The following is a 21209-nucleotide window of genomic DNA, read 5'->3' as shown; positions in this document are numbered from 1 at the left end:
CTTGCTCGCGAAAGCGGTGTTCCAGACGCCAAGGGTGTATCGATTACAGGCGCAGCAAAGTCTTCCAGGCCCGATTCTGATACACCGCGATCGCCTGTTGCTTGCGCGCATCCAGAAGCTCGTCGGTGATCGGTTCGTTGGCCAATTGCGCCAGTTTGTTCAATTCGCCGTAGAGCCGGTCCATCTCAGCAATTTCCAGCACCTGGCGGGCATGATGCAGCCAGGCCTGGATGCGTTCGATGCGCGGCAGTTGCTCGGCTAGGTCTTCCGGCTGCTGCTGGTAACGTTGCAGCTGCAAGGACGAAGCTTCTTCGCTCAACAGGCGTGGCAACCAGCTGCCTAGTTGCGCCGCGCCCTGGCGGTTGCCACGGGTGTTGCGGTCGGCGGCCCAGCTGCGGGCCAGCAGCCAGCGTGACGCTTGGAGGGAGAAGAGGCCCCAGCGCGGGTCTTGCAGCTCTTCGAGGAACTGCTCCGGTGCCGCCTTGCGCACGTCTTCGTCTTCAAGGCCGGCCTGAACCAGCGGACGCCAGTCTTCGAGCAGTGCGTCCAAGGCAACCCGCAGGTCATGGGTGGATTGGCGAGGCGCGGCCTGGCCGAGGCTGCTGAGCAGGGCGCGCAGTTCGGCGAGATTTTCCACCCAGTCTTGCAGCAGGCGCCAGTGGCCATTGAAACGATATTGCTCGGCCAGGCGCTGGCTGCTGCCCAGCAAATGCCAGCTCAGCGCCGCGAAGGCATCGTCCAGTGGCGTTTCGGCGCTCAATTGCGGAGCTGGCAGGCTCAGGGCGTAACTGCTCGCATCATGCAGGCGATAGCCACGTTCGGCCTTGCTGATATCGCAAGGCATCAAGGGCAGGGTCGCGGCCAGCTCGGCGGCCAGTTCCAGCAGCGCGGCAGGTTCGCCTTCACGCAGTTCCAGCTCCAACTCGCAGATTTCTTCCTTCTGCTTGCCGACCACGACGTGGCCCAGGTCCAGCGCGGCTTCGATGACCACTTTGCTTTTGCCACGGCCCCAGGCGATTTCGGCGCGTTCACGAACGAAGTCGGTGGTGAAGATTGCCTTGAGGGTCTTTTTGTCGAGCTCCGCCAGTGCCTCGGGCCAGCACTCGCCCGCGAGTTTCTTCAGGTCCAGCTTGGCCTTGGGCAGGTGCCAGTCGTATTCGTTGCGCTCGGACAGGCCGGCGATGCTCTGGCCGCGTGTCTTGAGGGTCTGGATCACTTCTTCGCCGTCTCGGCGCAGGCGCAGGGCGACTTTGGCCCGGGCCAGGTCACGTTCCGGCGTGTCGAAATACTGGTTCATCAGTTCGTGGCGTTCCCAGCCACTCTTGTTGCGTTTTTTCAACAGCGGATGCTCACGCAACGCTGCCAGGGTCTCGCGGCTGACGCGGAGTTTGATTTCGGTTTCTTTCTGCATGGCCGGAAAATCCAGGGATCGGGTGCGCAGCCGGGGAAAGGTGTGGCTGCCAAGGCCGTGCAGTGTACAGGACTCGTCGAGCCTACGCGCCGAACGGTTCCATCCTTGCGCTCGATGGCTCTATGATGGACTTCAATTTGCAAGTCCGGAGCCAGCGATGCCTTTGCCGTCCATGAAAGATCAATTCGCTGCCCTGATCGCTGCGCCATCGGTCAGCTGCACCCAGGCGGCGCTGGACCAGTCCAATGGCGCCGTTATCGAGCTGCTGGCGGGCTGGCTCACCGAGCTTGGGTTTTCCTGTGATATCCAACAGGTCAGCCCCGGCAAGTTCAACCTCCTGGCGAGTTTCGGCACGGGTCCCGGCGGGCTGGTGCTGGCTGGCCACAGTGACACGGTGCCGTTCGACGGCGCGTTGTGGCAGACCGATCCGCTGAAACTCACCGAGGTCGATGGGCGATGGGTGGGCCTGGGCAGTTGCGACATGAAAGGTTTTTTCGCCCTGGCGATCGAAGCGGTCAAGCCGCTGCTGGACCAACCGTTCAAGCAGCCGTTGTTGATCCTCGCCACGTGCGATGAAGAAAGCTCCATGGCCGGCGCCCGCGCCCTGGCCGATGCCGGCCGGCCATTGGGCCGCGCTGCGGTGATCGGCGAGCCCACCGGCCTGCGGCCGATTCGCCTGCACAAGGGCGTGATGATGGAGCGCATCGACATTCTCGGGCGCAGCGGCCACTCATCCGACCCAAGCCTGGGCCACAGCGCCCTCGAAGCCATGCACGACGCCATGGGAGAGCTGCGCGGCTTGCGGTTGCAATGGCAACGTGAATTCCGTAATCCGCAATTCACCGTGCCGCAACCGACGCTGAATTTTGGCTGCATCCACGGCGGCGACAATCCCAACCGGATTTGTGGCCAATGCTCCATGGAGTTCGACTTGCGCCCCTTGCCTGGCATGGACCCGCAAGTACTGCGGGCAGCGATCCAGCAAAAGCTCGATCCCATTGCCGAACGCCACAAGGTCAAGATCGACTATGCGCCGTTGTTCCCTGAGGTGCCGCCGTTCGAGCAGGCCGAGGATGCCGAGTTGGTGCGTGTGGCCGAGCGATTGACGGGGTATCGCGCCGAAGCAGTGGCGTTTGGCACCGAAGCGCCTTATCTTCAGCGCCTTGGCTGCGAAACCCTGGTGCTGGGGCCTGGTGATATTGCCTGCGCCCATCAGCCCGGCGAGTACCTTGAAATGTCACGTTTGCAGCCTACCGTGCAATTGCTGCGTCAGTTGATCGGTCATTACTGCCTGACGCCGGCCACGGCCGGTTAAATTGCCCGCGTGCGGGCCCGTATTCATCACATGAGGAGAGCGCGCGTGTCGCCAAGCCTGTTCCGACGATAACCACCAGCCCGCTGTGCGTTCTGTTTCGTCTTTTTTCGGCTGTTATTTATTACAGGTCCAGGTTCATGCCCGAATACGTCAATTGGCTTCGTCACGCTTCGCCTTATATCAATGCCCACCGCGACTGCACCTTCATCGTCATGCTGCCCGGCGATGGGGTGGAACACCCTAATTTCGGCAACATCGTCCACGACCTGGTGTTGCTGCACAGTCTCGGCGTGCGGCTGGTGCTGGTCCATGGTTCGCGCCCGCAGATCGAGGCACGCCTGGCTGCCCGTGGCCTGACGCCGCATTATCACCACGGCATGCGCATCACTGATGCGGCGACACTGGAATGCGTGATCGACGCGGTCGGCCAGTTGCGCATCGCCATCGAGGCACGCCTGTCCATGGACATGGCGTCATCGCCGATGCAGGGCTCGCGGTTGCGTGTCGCCAGCGGCAACCTGGTCACCGCCCGGCCGATCGGCGTGCTCGAAGGCGTGGATTATCACCACACCGGCGAAGTGCGCCGAGTCGATCGCAAAGGCATCAATCGCCTGCTGGACGAGCGCTCCATCGTGCTGCTGTCACCGCTGGGATATTCGCCCACCGGCGAGATTTTCAACCTGGCCTGCGAAGACGTCGCCACCCGGGCAGCCATTGACCTGGCGGCGGACAAATTGCTCCTGTTCGGCGCCGAGCAAGGCCTGATCGGCGAAGATGGGCGACTGGTCCGTGAGTTGCGTCCGCAACAGGTCCCGGCCCACATGCAGCGCCTGGGCAGCGACTATCAAGCCGAACTTCTGGATGCCGCGGCTCAGGCCTGCCGTGGTGGTGTCGCGCGCAGCCACATCGTCAGCTATGCCGAGAATGGCGCGCTGCTGGCCGAATTGTTCACCCGTGACGGCAGCGGCACGCTGGTGGCCCAGGAGCAGTTCGAGGTGGTGCGCGAGGCGGCCATCGAAGACGTCGGCGGATTGCTGGACCTGATCAGCCCCTTGGAAGAGCAGGGCATCCTGGTGCGTCGTTCTCGCGAGGTGCTGGAGCGTGAGATCGAGCAGTTCAGTGTGGTCGAGCGTGAAGGGATGATCATCGCTTGCGCGGCGCTGTATCAGATCGCCGATTCGGATGCTGGTGAGTTGGCCTGTCTGGCGGTGAATCCGGAATACCGCCACGGCGGCAGGGGCGATGAGTTGTTGGAGCGGATCGAAACCCGGGCCCGTGCCCAAGGGCTCAAGACGCTGTTCGTACTGACGACGCGGACTGCCCACTGGTTCCGTGAGCGGGGCTTCGAACCCAGCAGCGTCGAGCGGCTGCCCGCAGCCCGCGCGTCGCTCTACAACTATCAGCGCAATTCGAAGATCTTCGAAAAGTCCCTTTAGGCGGCCACGCTTTACCGCGATCTTGATTTCAGACAATGAGCAGCTAGTCTGGAACCGGTCAAGATCGCGGCATACGCGAGCGGTCGTGAACAGGATCGAAGGCGCAGGAGGCGCGCAAACTCATTTCGTCGCCCGGAATCACGGTGCCTGATAAATCCCTGACGAATTGACCGTTCAGTAAATCCTCTGCGTCGCCGATAAGGCATGTCACGGCTTGATGACACTGTGATGGCACTCTTATGTCAAAATGCGCTGAAAACTGCTGAAACAATTCTATTTGGATTTATTAAGAATCCTTTATTCTTCGGGCCGGTGTCGCGGGGTTAGACCTTGGTCGTAGTCCGAAAGGCTTACGGTTGACTTGCCAGTCACGGTCTGGCGCTAATCGCGCATCTGCGGATTCCGGGCGTTCGAACCGGAACCGAAGACACACAAGAATTAGAAAACGAGAGGAGCGATACATGAAGAAGTCCACCTTGGCCATGGCAGTGGCCGTTGGGGTATTGGCGCAGCAGGCAGGCGCCGCTGGTTTTATCGAAGACAGCAAGGCGTCTGTCAGTTCTCGTACGTTGTATTTCAACAACGACAACCGTGAAACGGGCAGCGAGGATCTGCGCGAAACGGGCACCGGCCTCAAGTTCGACTACAAGTCTGGCTTCACGCAAGGCACCGTTGGTTTCGGTATTGACGCCCAGGCGCTGGTGGGTGTACGTCTCGATGGCGGCAAGGGCCGTAACGCTGGTTCCTATATGCCAGCCGATACAGATGGTGCGGCGGTCCATGAGTGGAGCCGTTTGTCCGGTAACGTAAAGGCACTGTTCTCCAAGACCGAAGCTCACCTCGGTGGTGCGCTGGCGCCTAACCTGCCGATCCTGATTGCCAACGACAGCCGTTTGCTGCCACAGACCTTTGAAGGTGGCACCATCACCTCCAAGGATCTCGACAACGTCACGTTCAACGCTGGCCAGTTGGAACACGCCACCGGCCGTGCATCGAGCAACAGCACTGGCCTGGCGGTCGCGGGCGGTACCGAGGAAAGCAACCAGTTCCGTTACGCCGGTGCTGACTGGAAAGTCACCAAAGACCTGACGCTGCAGTACTACTACGCCAATCTGCAGGATTACTACAAGCAGCACTTCCTGGGCGCGGTGCACGTTTTCCCGATCAGCGAAGGCCAATCGTTCAAGACTGACCTGCGCTACTTCGACAGCAGTTCGGATGGCCGCAACGGCGACGCGGGCTATCGCTTCAACAACAACAATGGCTATGCCAAGAACCCGGGCGAGGTCGATAACAAGACCTGGAGCGCCATGTTCACCTACACCCTGGGTGGCAGCGCATTCCTGTTGGGTCACCAGCAAGTCGGTGATGACGGTGGCTTTGTCTACCTGAACCAGGGCAACGTGGTTGACAGCAACGGTCGTCCTGAAGGTGCTGGTGGCGCAAGCTTCTACCTGTTCACCGATAGCATGATCAACGGGTTTGTCCGTGCCGGTGAAAACACCACCTTCGGTCAATACTCCTATGACTTCGCTTCCTTGGGCGTTCCAGGGCTGAAAGCTGCCGTTTCCTACCTGCGTGGTGACGACGTCAAAACAGCCTCCGGCACGAGCGAATACTCCGAGTGGGAACGCGACATGCGTGTCGACTACGTCATCCAGCAGGGCGCTTTGAAAGGCTTCGGTACCACCGTGCGTCACGGTAGCTACCGCAGCGGCGGTGTGGGTGATGACCAGGATCAGACTCGCGTAATCTTCAACTACACTTACAGCTTCATGTAAGTCGTAGCGAAGTAAAAAAAGCCCCGCCCGGCATCACGCCGGGCGGGGCTTTTGCGTTTTTGGCTCAGCGTGCCGGATATCGCTTTATTCTTTGGGGGCCATCGCGTCCTTACGCAGGATGAATGCGCTGAACGCCAGGAAGTCATCCAAGTGCCCGGTAATGATCGCCACCAAGATCGGCAATTGCAGGGCTTGATAATCATGCACGGCGATATTCCTGAAACCCACCATGTTCTTCAGGTTTTTCACCAGGCCCTCTTCGATCCAGCCGCCTTGAAAAAGCAGCTGGAATGTATCGCGGGCACTTTGCGGGATACCCAATCGCTCGCGGCGAATCAAATGCTGTCCCATATCCAGCGCCGCTTCGCAGGCTCGCTGAATGTTCAGGACGGCCGAATCCTGGCGAGTGAAGTCGGTGGCAAAAGTAGCGGGGTTCTTCTCGTATTCCTCCCGCACCCTGGCAACGCCACGCTCGATGCCTGCGGCTTTGTTGATAAGTACCTCATCGGCCATTGTTGCCTTCCTTCTGGATATTCTTGGGCAATCCTGCCCTAGCGCTCATCAAGCGCAGTCTTTTCGCTAATGACGCGTTCGAACAATCCCGTTCATGCCGCCTATCCTAGCCGCTCGTCTCGAAATCGCGTCAAGAATTTCCGTGTCGTAGACACAAAACAAAAAAAGCCCCGCCCGGCATTCACGCCGGGCGGGGCTTTTGCGTTTCGGGTCCGGCCCACCCCTGTAGCCTTTCCCGAACCTTCTCCTCTTTTCAGCAACTCGAGGCCTTCTCGAAACCTCGGGAATGATCTTGGGCCGGTATGCGTTACGGCACCAGTGAACAGATTTTTATATTTCCTAATGAACTAGATAAATGGGTATTCATTCTTTTTAAAGCAATGAAAAGCGGTGCACAGTTTGGGCTCATAAAAACCACCCAGGAGCCGCACCATGAGCCTTAGACTCGGCGACATCGCCCCCGATTTCGAACAGGATTCCAGCGCCGGCAAGATTCGCTTCCATGAATGGCTCGGCGATAGCTGGGGCGTGCTGTTCTCCCACCCTGCGGACTTCACGCCGGTGTGCACCACCGAACTGGGCCTCACCGCCAAGCTCAAGGACGAATTCGCCAAGCGTGGCGTCAAGGCCATCGCCCTGTCGGTAGACCCGGTGGATTCGCACCACAAGTGGATCGAAGACATCAACGAAACCCAGAATGCCGTCGTGAACTTCCCGATCCTGGCTGATGCCGACCGCAAGGTGTCGGACCTGTACGACCTGATTCACCCCAACGCCAGCGACACCTTGACCGTGCGCTCATTGTTCGTGATCGACCCGAACAAGAAGATCCGCCTGACTATCACCTATCCGGCGAGCACCGGCCGCAATTTCAACGAAATCCTGCGGGTGATCGATTCCCTGCAACTGACCGACAACTATAAAGTCGCCACCCCGGCCAACTGGCAGGACGGTGATGAAGTGGTAATCGTGCCGTCGCTCAAGGATGAAGAAGAACTCAAGCAGCGTTTTCCCAAGGGCTATCGCGCGGTGAAGCCGTACTTGCGCCTGACGCCGCAGCCTAATCGTTGACGCTCCCACTGGAATGACAGTGCACCAAAGGATTTTGGCCGTTTCGACGGCCTTTTTATTGCGCCAGGAAAAACAAATTGTTATCTCTTTAAAGAATAACTAAATGAATAAATATGATTTAAAGATATATGCCGCCGCTGTTATGGTTTGTCCCATCCAGCGAGATCGCCCACCGCGAATCGCACATGACTTTTAAGGAATGGTTGGCATGTTGGTTGTTTCGCTCGGCGGTAGTCCCAGCCAGCGCTCCCGTTCTGGAGTGCTGTTGGAGCGCTCGCAACGTTGGTTACAACAGCAAGGTGTAGAGGTGGTGAATTATCAGGTACGTGATTTCCCTGCCGAGGATCTGCTCCATGCCCGTTTCGACAGTCCCAAAGTGATTGATCTGCTGGCCCAGATTGAAAATGCCGATGGCTTGCTCATCGCCACGCCGGTGTACAAGGCGTCTTTTTCCGGTGCGCTGAAGACCGTACTCGATCTGCTGCCGGAACGGGCCCTGGCCCACAAAGTGGTGTTGCCGATGGCAACCGGCGGCAGCATCGCCCACATGCTGGCGGTGGATTACGCCCTGAAGCCGGTGCTGTCGGCGCTCAAGGCCCAGGAAATGCTCCATGGGATTTTTGCCGAAGACAGCCAGATCGCCTATGGCGAAGGCAGTGCCCAAGCGCAATTGACGCCTGCCTTGCAACAGCGCCTGGACGAAGCGCTTGAACAGTTCTACAGCGCCATGGCCCGTCGGCCCAGGCCGCTGGACCCCGGTGTATTGAACGAACGTCTGTTGAGCGCTCGCTGGAGCATTTGACCGCTACATCCCAGATTCAACTCCACCTTACTCAGCCGTCAACGGCCAAGCAGGTGCAGCCAAAACCCCACAGCAAAAAGGAGAGGCGCCATGCGCACTGTCATTTTGCGTCGCGGGCTGGTCGCTCTGTTTGCTGCGGCTGTGTCCCTCGGCGTCATTACCCAAACCCAAGCCGAAACCTTGCGGATCGGCTATCAGAAGTACGGCACGCTGGTGCTGCTCAAGGCCAAGGGGACGTTGGAGAAACGCCTCGCCGCCCAAGGCGTCGACGTGCAATGGACCGAATTTCCCGGCGGCCCCCAGCTTCTGGAAGGCTTGAACGTCGGCTCCATCGATTTTGGCGTCACCGGTGAAACTCCACCGGTGTTTGCCCAGGCGGCCGGGGCGGACTTGCTCTATGTCGCCTACGAACCGCCGGCCCCCCACAGTGAGGCGATCCTGGTGCCCAAGGGCTCGCCGATCCAGTCGGTGCAGGACCTCAAGGGCAAGAAGGTCGTGTTGAACAAAGGCTCCAATGTCCATTACCTGCTGGTACGGGCATTGGAAGAGGCCGGCCTCGAATATTCCGACATCCAGACGGTTTTCCTGCCGCCAGCTGACGCCCGTGCCGCGTTCGAGCGCGGCAGCGTGGACGCCTGGGTGATCTGGGATCCGTACCAGGCCGCGGCTGAACAGCAATTGCAGGCCCGCACCTTGCGTGACGGCAAAGGCATCGTCGACAACCATCAGTTCTACCTCGCGACCAAACCCTACACGCAGAAAAATCCACAGGTGATCACGGCCCTGGTGGGAGAAGTGCGGGCGGTGGGGGAGTGGTCCAAGGCCAACCCTGAAGACGTGACCCAACAGGTATCACCGCTGCTTGGCCTACCGGCGGACATCACCCTGACATCTATGAAACGCCAAGGGTACGGGGCGTTGTTCCTCACGCCGGAGGTGGTCTCGGCACAGCAGAAAATCGCCGACAGCTTCTACCAGCTCAAGTTGATTCCCAAGCCCTTGAGCATCAAGGACGTGATCTGGACGCCGCCGGCGGCCGTTGCGAACGCGCAGTAATTCGATTCCTTAGGAGACCACTCCATGAGCCTCAACATTTTCTGGTTCCTGCCCACCCACGGCGACGGTCATTACCTTGGCACCGCTGAAGGTGCCCGCGCCGTCGATCATGGTTACTTGCAGCAAATCGCCCAGGCCGCCGATCGGCTGGGTTTCGGCGGTGTATTGATTCCTACCGGGCGCTCCTGCGAAGACTCCTGGCTGGTGGCCGCTTCGCTGATTCCGGTGACCCAGCGCTTGAAGTTCCTGGTTGCCCTGCGCCCTGGGATCATTTCCCCGACGGTGGCGGCGCGTCAGGCTGCAACCTTGGATCGGCTATCGGGAGGACGTGCGCTGTTCAACCTGGTTACCGGCGGCGATCCGGATGAGCTGGCCGGCGACGGACTGTTTCTCGATCATGAACAACGCTATCAAGCGTCGGTGGAGTTCACCCGAATCTGGCGTCGGGTACTGGAAGGCGAGACCGTGGATTACGACGGTGAGCACATCAGCGTGAAGGGCGCCAAGCTGCTCTATCCGCCGATCCAGCAACCGCGTCCGCCGCTGTACTTTGGCGGCTCGTCGGAAGCGGCCCAGGATCTGGCCGCCGAACAGGTGGAAATGGTGCTGACCTGGGGTGAGCCCCCGGCGGCCGTCGCGGAAAAAATCCAACAGGTGCGGACCAAGGCTGCGAAGCTGGGGCGCACCGTGCGCTTCGGCATTCGCCTGCATGTGATCGTGCGTGAAACCAGCGCGGAGGCCTGGCAAGCGGCCGACCGTTTGATCTCCCACCTGGACGACGAAACCATCGCCCGCGCCCAGGCTTCCCTGGCGCGCTTCGACTCGGTGGGCCAGCAACGGATGGTCGCGTTGCACGGCGGTCGTCGCGATAAGCTGGAGGTCAGCCCCAACCTCTGGGCCGGTGTCGGCCTGGTGCGTGGTGGCGCCGGGACGGCACTGGTGGGCGATGGCCCGACCGTGGCCGCGCGCGTCAAGGAATACGCCGACCTGGGCATCGATACGTTCATCTTCTCGGGTTATCCACACCTGGAAGAGTCTTATCGGGTGGCGGAGCTGCTATTCCCGCACTTGGATGTGGAACGCCCGGAGCTGCCGAAAAGCCAAGGCTATGTGAGCCCGTTCGGCGAGATGGTCGCCAACCACATCCTGCCTAAAGCCGCGTCCCAGAGTTGAGGCGGCCATGAGGAAAACTATCCACAACCTCGCGCCGTGGGCGCTGCCGCTGCTGTTGCTGGCAACGTGGCAATTGTCGGTATCGGCCGGCTGGTTATCCACGCGGATCCTGCCGGCGCCCGTCGCGGTGGTCGAGGCCGGTGTGAGCCTGGTGCGCAGCGGCGAAATCTGGACTCACCTGGCCATAAGCGGCTGGCGCGCAGCGGTCGGTTTCCTGATCGGCGGCGGCATCGGCCTTGTCCTTGGCTTTATCACCGGCCTGTCGAAGTGGGGCGAGCGACTGCTGGACAGCTCCGTGCAAATGGTCCGCAACGTCCCGCACCTGGCGCTGATTCCACTGGTGATCCTTTGGTTCGGCATCGACGAGTCGGCGAAGATTTTCCTGGTGGCGCTGGGCACGCTGTTCCCCATCTACCTCAACACCTATCACGGGATCCGTAACGTCGACCCAGCGCTGGTGGAAATGTCTCGCAGCTACGGTTTGTCCGGTTTCAGTCTGTTTCGCCAGGTGATCCTGCCGGGCGCCTTGCCTTCGATCCTGGTGGGCGTGCGCTTTGCCCTGGGGTTCATGTGGCTGACGCTGATCGTGGCGGAAACCATTTCGGCCAGCGCCGGCATCGGTTACCTGGCGATGAATGCCCGGGAGTTCCTGCAAACCGACGTGGTGGTGCTGGCGATTCTCTTGTACGCCGTGCTCGGCAAGTTGGCCGACCTCGCCGCCCGAGGCCTCGAACGGGTCTGGCTGCGCTGGCATCCGGCCTATCGAGTGAACAAGGGAGGTGTCGCATGACCGCCCAACAACCACCGCGCCTGCTGCGGGGCATTCCGCTGGCGGTGCGCAATCTTCGAAAGACCTTTGGTGCGCGCCAGGTATTGAGAGATATCGACCTGCATATCCCGGCCGGGCAGTTCGTCGCGGTGGTCGGCCGCAGTGGCTGCGGTAAAAGCACCTTGCTGCGCTTGCTCGCCGGCCTCGAACAGCCCTCGGGCGGCCAGTTGTTGGCCGGCTCGGCTTCGCTGGGCGCTGTACGGGAAGACACCCGGCTGATGTTCCAGGAAGCGCGCCTGTTGCCCTGGAAAAAGGTCATCGACAACGTCGGCCTCGGGCTCAAGGGTGACTGGCGGCAACAAGCCTTGCAGGCGCTGGATGCGGTGGGCCTGGCGGACCGCGCCCATGAATGGCCGGCGTCGTTGTCCGGTGGCCAGAAGCAACGGGTGGCGCTGGCCCGCGCGCTGATCCACCAGCCGCGCCTGCTGTTGCTCGACGAACCCCTGGGCGCGCTCGATGCCCTGACCCGGATCGAGATGCAGCAATTGATCGAACGCTTGTGGCTGCAACACGGCTTCACGGTGCTGTTGGTGACCCACGACGTCAGCGAAGCGGTGGCGATTGCCGATCGGGTCATCCTGATCGAGGACGGCCAGATCGGCCTCGACCTGACCATCGACCTGCCACGCCCCCGCGCTCGCGGCTCGCATCGCCTGGCGAGCCTGGAAACCGAAGTCCTCAACCGTGTGCTGTCCTTGCCCGGCCAACCGCCGGCACCCGAACCCGTTTCACCCTTGCCTACGCAATTGCGTTGGGCGCAATAACTTCATCCAGACAGGAATCGACACCATGACCATCAAAGCCATCAACGTCCGCAACCAGTTCAAAGGCACCATCAAGGAAATCGTCGAAGGCGATGTGCTGTCGGAAATCGACGTGCAGACCGCTTCGGGCATCGTCACATCGGTCATCACCACCCGCTCGGTGAAAGAGCTGGAACTGGCGATCGGCAGCGAGGTGATTGCCTTCGTCAAATCAACCGAGGTGTCTATCGCCAAGTTGTGAGCGGTGTTTCACCCGCAGCCCCGGATGGCTTGAGTCTTCTGGGGCTTATCGTTCCCACGCTTTGCGTGGGTACGATCAATCCGAGCGCTTTGGCAGGTACGGCGGCAGATACAACCCCAGGTACGCGTCGAACACCCGCATGCCTTCTTCGGCCAGGCGCGGGGTGATTTGTCCGTGTTGCTGTACCGAGCGGGCGTAGACGCGGTCGCCCAGCTCCATGGCCAGGGCGAACACGTCGACGTCGGATGGCAGTGTCGGCAGCTCGAAATGCCGGGCGAAGACGGTATGCATCAGCGCGCCCAGCTCAACGTCGTGCTGGCGGTCGGCCTGGGTGACCTCTGTGAGGCCATGCTGGGTCAGGATCAATTGCCGCGCGGCGGCGTCCTCGCTGTAGATCACCAGCATCCTTTGTTCCACCAGCCGTGACAGGTCATGCCAGTGGTTAAGCGCCGCGTGGTCGATCGGCGCTTGCAGGCAGGCACGAAAGGCCGCGTGGACGTCAGCGGTCAGGGCTTCGAGCAGGGCCGGGACGCTGGCGAAAAAGTGATAGACGGAGGAGGGCGGGATCCCGGCGCGTTCGGCGACGCTGTAGATCGACAGGCTGGCCACGCCTTCGGTGGCAAGCAGCGTACGGGCGGCATCGAGAATGGTATCGATCCGGGCCTGGCTGCGTGCGCGGGGTTTGCGAGGGGTGGCGATGCGCGTCATGGATGTCTCCTGCGGGGCTGCCGGGCATTGTACGAGTCGGGTCTGGTGTTGTCTGCCAGGCCGTCATCGCGAGCAAGTTCGCTCCCACATTGAGTGTGCGGTGCCCCTTGAATCATGTGCGCTGAAAATCCCTGTGGGAGCGAGCATGCTCGCGATCCGCCGAAGGCGGCCCTCCACCCAAATACAAAAAAAACGCCGCAGGCCATATGACCTGCGGCGTTTCGTTCTACAGCCACCGCTTAAACGGTATGCAGGTACCAGTTGTACTCGAGGTCGGAGATGGAGTGTTCGAACTCCTCCAGCTCGCTTTCCTTGCAGGCCACGAAGATATCGATGTACTTCGGATCGATGTACTTGGCCATGACTTCGCTGTCGTCCAATTCACGCAGGGCATCGCGCAAGTTGTTCGGCAGGCTCTGCTCGTTCTGCTCGTAGCTGTTGCCTTCGACCGGCGCGCCGGGCTCGATCTTGTTGACCAGGCCGTGGTGCACGCCCGCCAGTACCGCTGCCATCAACAGGTACGGGTTGGCGTCGGCGCCGGCGACACGGTGTTCCAGGCGCACGGCATCGGCGGAGCCGGTGGGTACGCGCAGCGCCACGGTGCGGTTGTCCAGGCCCCAGGTCGGTGAGTTCGGCACGTAGAACTGTGCGCCGAAACGGCGGTAGGAGTTGACGTTCGGGCAGAGGAAAGCCATCTGCGCGGGCAGGGTCTCGAGCACACCGCCGATCGCGTGACGCAGTGCGGCGTTCTGCTCGGGATCCTCGCTGGCAAAGATATTCTTGCCGTCTTTGTCCAGGATCGAAATGTGGACGTGTAAACCATTACCTGCCTGGCCTGGATACGGCTTGGCCATGAAGGTGGTGTCCATCTCATGGTCGTAGGCGATGTTCTTGATCAGGCGCTTGAGCAGGACTGCGTAGTCGCAGGCCTTGATCGGGTCGGCGACGTGGTGCAGGTTCACTTCGAACTGCGCCGGGGCACTTTCCTTGACGATGGCGTCGGCGGGGATGCCTTGCTCCTTCGCACCTTCCAGGATGTCCTGGAGGCAGTCGACATATTCGTCGAGGTCATCGATCAGGTAGACCTGGGTCGAATGCGGGCGTTTGCCGGAAATCGGCGAGCGGGGCGGTTGCGGGCGGCCATTCACGTTCTCCTGGTCGATCAGGTAGAACTCCAGCTCGAACGCGGCGCAAATGGTCAGGCCCAGTTCATCGAACTTGGTCACGACCTGGCGCAGGACTTCCCGAGGGTCGGCGAAGAACGGATCGCCTTCAAGTTCGTGCATGGTCATCAGCAGTTGCGCGGTGGGGCGCTTCTGCCAGGGTTCATTGCTCAGGGTGCCGGGGATGGGATAGCAGATGCGGTCGGCATCGCCGATGTCCAGGCCCAGGCCGGTGCTTTCCACCGTCGAGCCGTTGATATCCAGGGCAAATAGAGAGGCCGGCAGGTTGATGCCTTTCTCGTAAACCTTGTGGAGGCTGGTGCGTTCGATGCGCTTGCCGCGCACCACACCATTCATATCCGCAATCAGAAGGTCAACGTACAGAACCTCAGGATGTTCCTTAAGGAACGCGTTCGCTTCGTTAAGCTGAACGGCACGCGGGGGTACCGACATGATGCAACACCTTTGTTGTTAAAAATATCAATCATTGATCTCTTCGAAAGCCAGTCAACCCGAACGGCATGCCGAAGTCAAGCAGGGCCTTTTTTGCCCTAAAAAAGCACCCGAGGGGCTTTTTTGAGGCAATTTGGGGCATTTTTTTCCCTTTGAAGGCCTTGGCGCCCGCAGGCTTGAGCGTGCCGTGTTGTATTTTTTACGGGGGTGTTGTGTAAAAAAATGAACAAGGCTAAGCTCGATTCAAACCCATAACAGCAATAATACCGGGGTGCTTCATGTCTCGCCTGCCGTTAATCGGCGTCACCACCTGCTCCAGGCAGATCGGTTTGCATGCGTATCACACCGCTGGCGACAAATATGCCCGGGCTGTCGCGACAGCCGCCAAGGGCCTGCCGATGCTGATCCCGTCCCTGGCGGATCTGTTCGCACCGTCCGATATTCTGGACGCCCTGGACGGTATTCTCTTTACCGGCTCTCCTTCCAATGTAGAACCTTTTCACTACCAAGGACCAGCCAGCGCGCCAGGCACCGCCCATGATCCTGCACGGGACGCCATCACCCTCCCGCTGATCCGCGCCGCTGTCGACGCGGGCGTCCCGGTGCTGGGCATCTGCCGTGGTTTCCAGGAAATGAACGTAGCCTTTGGCGGCAGCCTGCATCAGAAAGTTCATGAAGTCGGAACCTTCGTCGATCATCGTGAAGACGACACCCAGCCGGTAGAGGTCCAATATGGGCCGGCCCATGCCGTGCAAATCCAGCCCGGTGGCGTCCTGGCGGGCCTGGGCCTGCCGCCGCAGATCGATGTCAACTCGATCCACAGCCAGGGCATCGAGCGACTGGCACCGGGATTGCGGGCCGAAGCCCTCGCGCCGGATGGCCTGGTCGAGGCCGTTTCAGTGGCACAAGGCAAGGCTTTTGCTTTAGGTGTGCAATGGCACCCGGAATGGGCGGTAGGCTCTAATCCGTACTACCTTGCAATCTTCCAGGCGTTTGGCGATGCCTGCCGAGCAAGGGCAACACAACGCGACGCCGATGCGTCAAACAACGCCTGACTACTAATAGCAGCCAGGAAACTCACGCCTAGAGGCATTTATGAGTAACAACCTCGACCAGCTCACCGATTGGTTGAAAGACCACAAGATCACAGAAGTCGAATGCATGATTGGCGACCTGACCGGCATCACCCGGGGCAAGATCTCGCCGACCAACAAGTTCATTGCCGAAAAAGGCATGCGCCTGCCCGAGAGCGTCCTGCTCCAGACCGTCACGGGCGACTATGTCGAAGACGACATCTATTACGAACTGCTCGACCCTGCCGACATCGACATGATGTGCCGCCCGGACGAAAACGCAGTCTTCCTTGTGCCCTGGGCCATCGAGCCTACCGCACAGGTGATCCATGACTCCTACGACAAGCAGGGCAACCCCATCGAGCTGTCGCCGCGCAACGTACTGAAGAAGGTGCTCAAGCTCTACGCGGACAAGGGCTGGCAGCCGATTGTCGCACCGGAAATGGAGTTCTACCTGACCAAGCGCAGCGACGACCCCGACTTTCCGCTGCAGCCGCCGATTGGTCGTTCCGGTCGCCCGGAAACCGGTCGCCAGTCGTTCTCGATCGAAGCCGCAAACGAATTCGACCCGTTGTTCGAAGACGTCTATGACTGGTGCGAATTGCAGGAGCTGGACCTCGACACGCTGATCCACGAGGACGGCACCGCGCAGATGGAGATCAACTTCCGTCACGGCGACGCGCTGTCCCTGGCCGACCAGATCCTGGTGTTCAAGCGCACCATGCGCGAGGCGGCGCTCAAGCACGACGTGGCCGCCACGTTCATGGCCAAGCCCATGACCGGCGAGCCGGGCAGTGCGATGCATTTGCACCAGAGCATCATCGACAAGGAAACCGGCAAGAACGTCTTCTCCAATGAAGACGGGACCATGAGCGAGTTGTTCCTGCATCACATTGGTGGCCTGCAGAAATTCATCCCCGAGCTGTTGCCGCTGTTCGCGCCCAACGTCAACTCGTTCCGCCGCTTCCTGCCCGACACCTCGGCGCCGGTGAACGTGGAGTGGGGCGAAGAGAACCGCACCGTGGGCCTGCGCGTGCCGGATGCCGGGCCGCAGAACCGTCGGGTGGAAAACCGCTTGCCGGGCGCCGACGCCAACCCGTACCTGGCGATTGCTGCGAGCCTGTTGTGTGGCTACATCGGCATGGTCGAAGGCATCAGCCCGAGCGCGCCAGTGGTGGGTCGTGGGTATGAGCGCCGCAACCTGCGCCTGCCGCTGACCATCGAAGACGCGCTGGAACGCATGGAAAACAGCACCACCATCGAGAAATACCTGGGCAAGAAATTCATCACAGGCTACGTCGCGGTCAAGCGGGCCGAGCATGAAAACTTCAAGCGCGTCATCAGTTCGTGGGAGCGGGAATTCCTGCTCTTTGCCGTCTGAAGCGCCGGGCGGGGCTGCACAAGCCCCGCCCCCAAATGGAATAAAGGAGAATTCGCATGACCCGCAACAACCCGCAAACCCGTGAATGGCAGGCCTTGAGCAACGATCACCACCTGGCGCCGTTCAGCGACTTCAAACAGCTTAAAGAGAAAGGCCCGCGCATCATCACTCACGCCAAGGGCGTGTACCTCTGGGACAGTGAAGGCAACAAGATCCTCGACGGCATGGCCGGCCTCTGGTGCGTGGCCGTCGGCTACGGCCGCGATGAGTTGGCGGACGCCGCCAGCCAGCAAATGCGGGAGCTGCCGTACTACAACCTGTTCTTCCAGACCGCCCACCCGCCGGTACTGGAATTGTCCAAGGCCATCGCCAATATCGCCCCGGAAGGGATGAACCACGTGTTCTTCACCGGCTCCGGCTCGGAAGGCAACGACACCATGTTGCGCATGGTCCGCCACTACTGGGCGATCAAGGGCCAGCCGAACAAAAAAGTCATCATCAGCCGCAAGAACGGTTATCACGGTTCGACCGTGGCCGGCGCGAGCCTGGGTGGTATGACGTATATGCACGAGCAAGGCGATCTGCCGATCCCGGGCATTGTCCACATCGCCCAACCTTACTGGTTCGGTGAAGGCGGCGACATGAGCCCTGAAGAGTTCGGCATCTGGGCGGCGAACCAGTTGGAAGAAAAGATCCTCGAAATCGGCGTGGACAATGTCGGCGCGTTCATCGCCGAGCCGATCCAGGGCGCGGGCGGTGTGATCGTGCCGCCGGACAGCTACTGGCCGCGCATGAAGGAAATCCTCGCCAAGTACGACATCCTGTTCGTGGCCGACGAGGTCATCTGTGGTTTCGGGCGTACCGGTGAGTGGTTCGGTACCGACTTCTACGGGTTGAAACCGCACATGATGACCATCGCCAAGGGCCTGACCTCTGGTTACATCCCCATGGGTGGCCTGATCGTGCGCGACGATGTGGTCGAGGTGCTCAACGAGGGGGGTGACTTCAACCATGGCTTCACTTACTCCGGTCACCCCGTCGCCGCCGCAGTGGCCCTGGAAAACATCCGCATCCTGCGAGAAGAAAAGATCATCGAGCGTGTCCACGGCGAAACGGCACCCTATTTGCAACAACGCCTGCGGGAACTGAACGATCATCCGCTGGTGGGTGAGGTGCGCGGTGTCGGCTTGCTGGGGGCGATCGAGCTGGTGCAGGACAAGGCCACGCGCAAACGCTATGAAGGCAAGGGCGTGGGCATGATCTGCCGGCAGTTCTGCTTCGATAACGGCCTGATCATGCGCGCGGTGGGGGACACGATGATCATTGCGCCGCCGCTGGTGATCAGCAAGGCCGAGATCGACGAGTTGGTGGCCAAGGCGCGGCATTGCCTGGACCTGACGCTCAGTGCGTTGCAGGGCTAAGTGCTAGGCTCTGAGCGAGGTGTCTGCAAGGGCCTCGCCCAGCGAGAATAAAAGGCTGGGCTTGTGTTGAAAGCCTGGCCTGTAACTTGCCAGACTACCCCCGCTGTTCAAGTTGCCAGAGAGCCGGCTACTGAACCGTGGCCAAGAAGAATAATTGGAGCACTTTTTCATGAAGGCATTAGGCATGAAGACATTAGGTATGAAGATAGCTGGCAAGACCCTCCTCGCCATGTCCCTGATGGGCGTGATGGCGGGCGCCGTCCAAGCGGACGACAAAGTACTGCACGTCTATAACTGGTCCGACTACATCGCGCCGGACACGGTCGCCAAGTTCGAGAAAGAAACGGGGATCAAGGTCGTCTACGACGTGTTCGACAGCAACGAGACGCTGGAAGCCAAGTTGCTGGCCGGCAAGTCTGGCTATGACGTCGTAGTGCCGTCGAACAACTTCCTCGCCAAGCAGATCAAGGCCGGCGTCTACCAGGAGCTGGACAAGTCCAAGCTGCCGAACTGGAAAAACCTGGACACCGACTTGCTCAAGGCTGTCGGCGATGCCAGCGACCAAGGCAACAAACACGCCTTCCCTTACATGTGGGGCACCATCGGCATCGGTTACAACCCCGAGAAGGTCAAGGCCGCGCTGGGCGTCGACAAGATCGATTCCTGGGACACGCTGCTCAAGCCCGAGAACATCGCCAAGCTCAAGAGCTGCGGTGTGAGCTTCCTCGATTCGCCAACCGAAATGATTCCGGTGGCCCTGCATTACCTCGGTTACCCGACCGACAGTCAGGACAAGAAGCAACTGGCTGAAGCCGAAGCACTGTTCCTCAAGCTGCGCCCATCGATCGGTTACTTCCACTCTTCCAAATACATCTCGGACCTGGCCAACGGCAACATCTGCGTGGCCGTGGGTTACTCGGGTGATATCGAGCAATCCAAGAGCCGTGCGGCCGAGGCTGGCGGCAAGGTGAAAGTGGCCTACACCATTCCGAAGGAAGGTGCCGGTTCGTTCTACGACATGGTTGCCATTCCCAAGGATGCTGAAAACGTCGAAGCCGCCTACAAGTGGATGAACTTCATCATGCAGCCGGAAATCATGGCGGAGATCACCGACAACGTGCGTTTCCCGAATGGCAACAAGGCCGCCACCGCGCTGGTGGACAAGGAAATCTCCGGTGACCCGAGCATCTATCCATCGGACGAAGTGAAGGCCAAGCTGTACGCCATCGCCGACCTGCCGTCGGCAACCCAGCGGATCCTGACCCGCAGCTGGACCAAGATCAAATCCGGTAAATAAACCGGCTTGAAGCACGCTCCGGTTGTCGCCGCCCCCGCGGCGGCGTCAACCGGAGCAATTAAATAATTAAAAGTTTTGCTGGATCGGTTTATCGAGGGTAAGTTGCGCGCCGGTTTTGTTGCAGGGCACATCGTGACCCGGTAACGGGGGCACAACTTGGGCCCAACTATTTAAGAGGACCTCCACGTGCCTGTCTTTTCTTTGTTGCGCAACGCCTTGCTGGTCGGTGCCGGCCTGACACTCGCCGTCAGTGTCCAGGCAGCCTCCACCGTGCATATTTATAACTGGTCGGATTACATCGGCGAATCGACCCTGGCGGACTTCGAGAAAGCCACCGGGATCAAGCCGGTCTACGACGTGTTCGATTCCAACGAAACCCTGGAAGGCAAGTTGCTGGCGGGTCGCACCGGCTATGACGTGGTCGTGCCGTCCAACCACTTCCTGGGCAAGCAGATCAAGGCCGGGGCGTTCCAGAAGCTCGACAAGTCCCAGCTGTCCAACTACGCCAATCTCGATCCTGTGCTGCTCAAGCGCCTGGAAAAGAACGACCCGGGCAACCAATACGCCGTGCCTTACCTGTGGGGCACCAACGGCATCGGCTATAACGTCGAGAAGATCAAGGCGGTCCTGGGCGTCGACAAAATCGATTCCTGGGCGATGCTGTTCGAGCCGGAAAACATCAAGAAGCTGTCCAGCTGCGGCGTTTCGTTCCTCGATTCGGGCGACGAAATGATCCCGGCGATGCTCAATTACCTGGGCCTGGATCCCAACAGCCAGAACCCTGAAGACTACAAGAAGGCCGAGGCCCAGCTCCTCAAGATCCGGCCCTACGTGACCTACTTCAATTCCTCCAAGTACATTTCCGACCTGGCCAATGGCGAGATCTGCGTGGCCGCCGGTTTCTCCGGCGACATCTTCCAGGCCCGCGAACGTGCCAGCGAAGCCGGCAAGGGCATCGACATCGCCTACGTGATCCCCAAGGAAGGCGGCAACCTCTGGTTCGACATGCTGGCGGTCCCGCGCGACGCCAGCAACGTCAAGGAGGCTCATGCGTTCATCAACTACCTGCTCAAGCCTGAGGTCATCGCCCAGGTCAGCGACGTGGTCGGTTATGCCAACCCGAACCCCAAGGCTGGCGAGCTGATGGACCAGGAAGTGCGCACCGACGAAGCGGTTTATCCACCGCAAGCGGTTGTCGACAAGCTCTACGTCAACTCCGAGTTGCCGCCCAAGATCCAACGACTCATGACCCGCAGCTGGACCAAGGTCAAGTCGGGTAAATAGCGTTAAGCGCTCTAACTTTTATAAGGTTCGCCCGTCT

Annotated in this window: 19 protein-coding genes; 15 read left to right on the top strand and 4 right to left on the bottom strand. The window is 60.3% G+C overall.

Annotation, left to right across the window (positions count from 1 at the left end; translation table 11 throughout):
- Nucleotides 1-43: 43 nt before the first annotated feature.
- Nucleotides 44-1411, bottom strand: a complete 1368-nt coding sequence (locus J3P79_RS25870) for an inorganic triphosphatase (RefSeq protein ID WP_434606761.1) — start codon at nt 1409-1411, stop codon at nt 44-46.
- 157 nt (nt 1412-1568) lie between these two features.
- Between J3P79_RS25870 and argE the strand changes: the two genes are divergently transcribed.
- The 3 genes from argE to J3P79_RS25855 all read left to right on the top strand — a co-directional run bounded on the left by argE (nt 1569) and on the right by J3P79_RS25855 (nt 5943).
- Nucleotides 1569-2726: an acetylornithine deacetylase gene (gene argE, locus J3P79_RS25865; protein WP_434606758.1), complete on the top strand. Its 1158-nt coding sequence runs from the start codon at nt 1569-1571 to the stop codon at nt 2724-2726.
- Nucleotides 2727-2863: 137 nt separating this feature from the next.
- Nucleotides 2864-4162, top strand: a complete 1299-nt coding sequence (argA, locus tag J3P79_RS25860) for an amino-acid N-acetyltransferase (RefSeq protein WP_434606756.1) — start codon at nt 2864-2866, stop codon at nt 4160-4162.
- A 461-nt stretch (nt 4163-4623) separates the two neighbouring features.
- Nucleotides 4624-5943 carry an OprD family outer membrane porin gene (locus J3P79_RS25855; RefSeq protein ID WP_434606753.1) on the top strand — a complete coding sequence of 440 codons (1320 nt, stop codon included), beginning with the start codon at nt 4624-4626 and terminating at the stop codon, nt 5941-5943.
- Nucleotides 5944-6027: 84 nt separating this feature from the next.
- Here the strand turns inward: J3P79_RS25855 and hepT are convergent, their stop codons facing one another.
- Nucleotides 6028-6456 (bottom strand): type VII toxin-antitoxin system HepT family RNase toxin, encoded by a 429-nt coding sequence (gene hepT, locus J3P79_RS25850; protein WP_434606751.1) that lies wholly within the window; start codon nt 6454-6456, stop codon nt 6028-6030.
- Between the two features lie 432 nt (nt 6457-6888).
- Between hepT and J3P79_RS25845 the strand changes: the two genes are divergently transcribed.
- The 7 genes from J3P79_RS25845 to J3P79_RS25815 all read left to right on the top strand — a co-directional run bounded on the left by J3P79_RS25845 (nt 6889) and on the right by J3P79_RS25815 (nt 12392).
- The gene (locus tag J3P79_RS25845) at nt 6889-7527 is read left to right on the top strand and encodes a peroxiredoxin (protein WP_003206652.1); all 639 of its coding nucleotides are present in this window, start codon (nt 6889-6891) and stop codon (nt 7525-7527) included.
- Nucleotides 7528-7735: 208 nt separating this feature from the next.
- A complete protein-coding gene (ssuE, locus tag J3P79_RS25840; RefSeq protein WP_434606749.1) occupies nt 7736-8329 on the top strand; it encodes an NADPH-dependent FMN reductase in 594 nt (197 codons plus the stop codon).
- Between the two features lie 90 nt (nt 8330-8419).
- Nucleotides 8420-9385 carry a sulfonate ABC transporter substrate-binding protein gene (locus J3P79_RS25835; protein WP_434606747.1) on the top strand — a complete coding sequence of 322 codons (966 nt, stop codon included), beginning with the start codon at nt 8420-8422 and terminating at the stop codon, nt 9383-9385.
- Nucleotides 9386-9409: 24 nt separating this feature from the next.
- Complete coding sequence (gene ssuD / locus J3P79_RS25830) at nt 9410-10558, top strand: FMNH2-dependent alkanesulfonate monooxygenase (protein ID WP_434606745.1); 1149 nt, start codon at nt 9410-9412, stop codon at nt 10556-10558.
- Nucleotides 10559-10565: 7 nt separating this feature from the next.
- The gene (gene ssuC, locus J3P79_RS25825) at nt 10566-11348 is read left to right on the top strand and encodes an aliphatic sulfonate ABC transporter permease SsuC (RefSeq protein ID WP_434606743.1); all 783 of its coding nucleotides are present in this window, start codon (nt 10566-10568) and stop codon (nt 11346-11348) included.
- Nucleotides 11345-12151: an aliphatic sulfonates ABC transporter ATP-binding protein gene (gene ssuB / locus J3P79_RS25820; RefSeq protein WP_434606741.1), complete on the top strand. Its 807-nt coding sequence runs from the start codon at nt 11345-11347 to the stop codon at nt 12149-12151. The genes ssuC and ssuB overlap by 4 nt, the downstream gene beginning before the upstream one ends.
- A 25-nt stretch (nt 12152-12176) precedes the next feature.
- A complete protein-coding gene (locus tag J3P79_RS25815; RefSeq protein WP_003177394.1) occupies nt 12177-12392 on the top strand; it encodes a TOBE domain-containing protein in 216 nt (71 codons plus the stop codon).
- A 75-nt stretch (nt 12393-12467) separates the two neighbouring features.
- Here the strand turns inward: J3P79_RS25815 and J3P79_RS25810 are convergent, their stop codons facing one another.
- Nucleotides 12468-13100: a TetR/AcrR family transcriptional regulator gene (locus J3P79_RS25810; protein WP_434606739.1), complete on the bottom strand. Its 633-nt coding sequence runs from the start codon at nt 13098-13100 to the stop codon at nt 12468-12470.
- A gap of 239 nt (nt 13101-13339) precedes the next feature.
- Nucleotides 13340-14716: a glutamine synthetase family protein gene (locus J3P79_RS25805; RefSeq protein ID WP_434606738.1), complete on the bottom strand. Its 1377-nt coding sequence runs from the start codon at nt 14714-14716 to the stop codon at nt 13340-13342.
- 278 nt (nt 14717-14994) lie between these two features.
- Here J3P79_RS25805 and J3P79_RS25800 point away from each other — a divergent pair, with 278 nt between their 5' ends.
- The 5 genes from J3P79_RS25800 (at nt 14995) to J3P79_RS25780 (ending at nt 21172) form a co-directional block, all read left to right on the top strand.
- Nucleotides 14995-15771 carry a gamma-glutamyl-gamma-aminobutyrate hydrolase family protein gene (locus J3P79_RS25800; RefSeq protein WP_434606736.1) on the top strand — a complete coding sequence of 259 codons (777 nt, stop codon included), beginning with the start codon at nt 14995-14997 and terminating at the stop codon, nt 15769-15771.
- 40 nt (nt 15772-15811) lie between these two features.
- Nucleotides 15812-17170: a glutamine synthetase family protein gene (locus J3P79_RS25795; RefSeq protein WP_434606734.1), complete on the top strand. Its 1359-nt coding sequence runs from the start codon at nt 15812-15814 to the stop codon at nt 17168-17170.
- Nucleotides 17171-17226: 56 nt separating this feature from the next.
- Entirely contained in the window at nt 17227-18591 is a 1365-nt protein-coding gene (locus J3P79_RS25790) for an aspartate aminotransferase family protein (protein ID WP_434606732.1), read from the top strand.
- Nucleotides 18592-18790: 199 nt separating this feature from the next.
- On the top strand, nt 18791-19888 hold the full coding sequence (locus J3P79_RS25785; RefSeq protein ID WP_434611611.1) for a polyamine ABC transporter substrate-binding protein: 1098 nt from the start codon (nt 18791-18793) through the stop codon (nt 19886-19888).
- Nucleotides 19889-20074: 186 nt separating this feature from the next.
- On the top strand, nt 20075-21172 hold the full coding sequence (locus J3P79_RS25780; RefSeq protein WP_434606730.1) for a polyamine ABC transporter substrate-binding protein: 1098 nt from the start codon (nt 20075-20077) through the stop codon (nt 21170-21172).
- Nucleotides 21173-21209 lie beyond the last annotated feature (37 nt).

Source organism: Pseudomonas sp. R1-7 (assembly GCF_051132105.1).
Classification (GTDB): Bacteria; Pseudomonadota; Gammaproteobacteria; order Pseudomonadales; family Pseudomonadaceae; genus Aquipseudomonas.
Note: the sequence above shows the minus strand (reverse complement) of the source record. Positions and strands in the feature narration are given on the sequence as shown.

Excerpts from the sequence above, each read along its gene's own strand:
- J3P79_RS25870 (WP_434606761.1), bottom strand. The coding sequence starts at position 1,411 with ATGCAGAAAGAAACCGAAATCAAACTCCGCGTCAGCCGCGAGACCCTG.
- argE (WP_434606758.1), top strand. The coding sequence starts at position 1,569 with ATGCCTTTGCCGTCCATGAAAGATCAATTCGCTGCCCTGATCGCTGCG.
- argA (WP_434606756.1), top strand. The coding sequence starts at position 2,864 with ATGCCCGAATACGTCAATTGGCTTCGTCACGCTTCGCCTTATATCAAT.
- J3P79_RS25855 (WP_434606753.1), top strand. The coding sequence starts at position 4,624 with ATGAAGAAGTCCACCTTGGCCATGGCAGTGGCCGTTGGGGTATTGGCG.
- hepT (WP_434606751.1), bottom strand. The coding sequence starts at position 6,456 with ATGGCCGATGAGGTACTTATCAACAAAGCCGCAGGCATCGAGCGTGGC.
- J3P79_RS25845 (WP_003206652.1), top strand. The coding sequence starts at position 6,889 with ATGAGCCTTAGACTCGGCGACATCGCCCCCGATTTCGAACAGGATTCC.
- ssuE (WP_434606749.1), top strand. The coding sequence starts at position 7,736 with ATGTTGGTTGTTTCGCTCGGCGGTAGTCCCAGCCAGCGCTCCCGTTCT.
- J3P79_RS25835 (WP_434606747.1), top strand. The coding sequence starts at position 8,420 with ATGCGCACTGTCATTTTGCGTCGCGGGCTGGTCGCTCTGTTTGCTGCG.
- ssuD (WP_434606745.1), top strand. The coding sequence starts at position 9,410 with ATGAGCCTCAACATTTTCTGGTTCCTGCCCACCCACGGCGACGGTCAT.
- ssuC (WP_434606743.1), top strand. The coding sequence starts at position 10,566 with ATGAGGAAAACTATCCACAACCTCGCGCCGTGGGCGCTGCCGCTGCTG.
- ssuB (WP_434606741.1), top strand. The coding sequence starts at position 11,345 with ATGACCGCCCAACAACCACCGCGCCTGCTGCGGGGCATTCCGCTGGCG.
- J3P79_RS25815 (WP_003177394.1), top strand. The coding sequence starts at position 12,177 with ATGACCATCAAAGCCATCAACGTCCGCAACCAGTTCAAAGGCACCATC.
- J3P79_RS25810 (WP_434606739.1), bottom strand. The coding sequence starts at position 13,100 with ATGACGCGCATCGCCACCCCTCGCAAACCCCGCGCACGCAGCCAGGCC.
- J3P79_RS25805 (WP_434606738.1), bottom strand. The coding sequence starts at position 14,716 with ATGTCGGTACCCCCGCGTGCCGTTCAGCTTAACGAAGCGAACGCGTTC.
- J3P79_RS25800 (WP_434606736.1), top strand. The coding sequence starts at position 14,995 with ATGTCTCGCCTGCCGTTAATCGGCGTCACCACCTGCTCCAGGCAGATC.
- J3P79_RS25795 (WP_434606734.1), top strand. The coding sequence starts at position 15,812 with ATGAGTAACAACCTCGACCAGCTCACCGATTGGTTGAAAGACCACAAG.
- J3P79_RS25790 (WP_434606732.1), top strand. The coding sequence starts at position 17,227 with ATGACCCGCAACAACCCGCAAACCCGTGAATGGCAGGCCTTGAGCAAC.
- J3P79_RS25785 (WP_434611611.1), top strand. The coding sequence starts at position 18,791 with ATGAAGATAGCTGGCAAGACCCTCCTCGCCATGTCCCTGATGGGCGTG.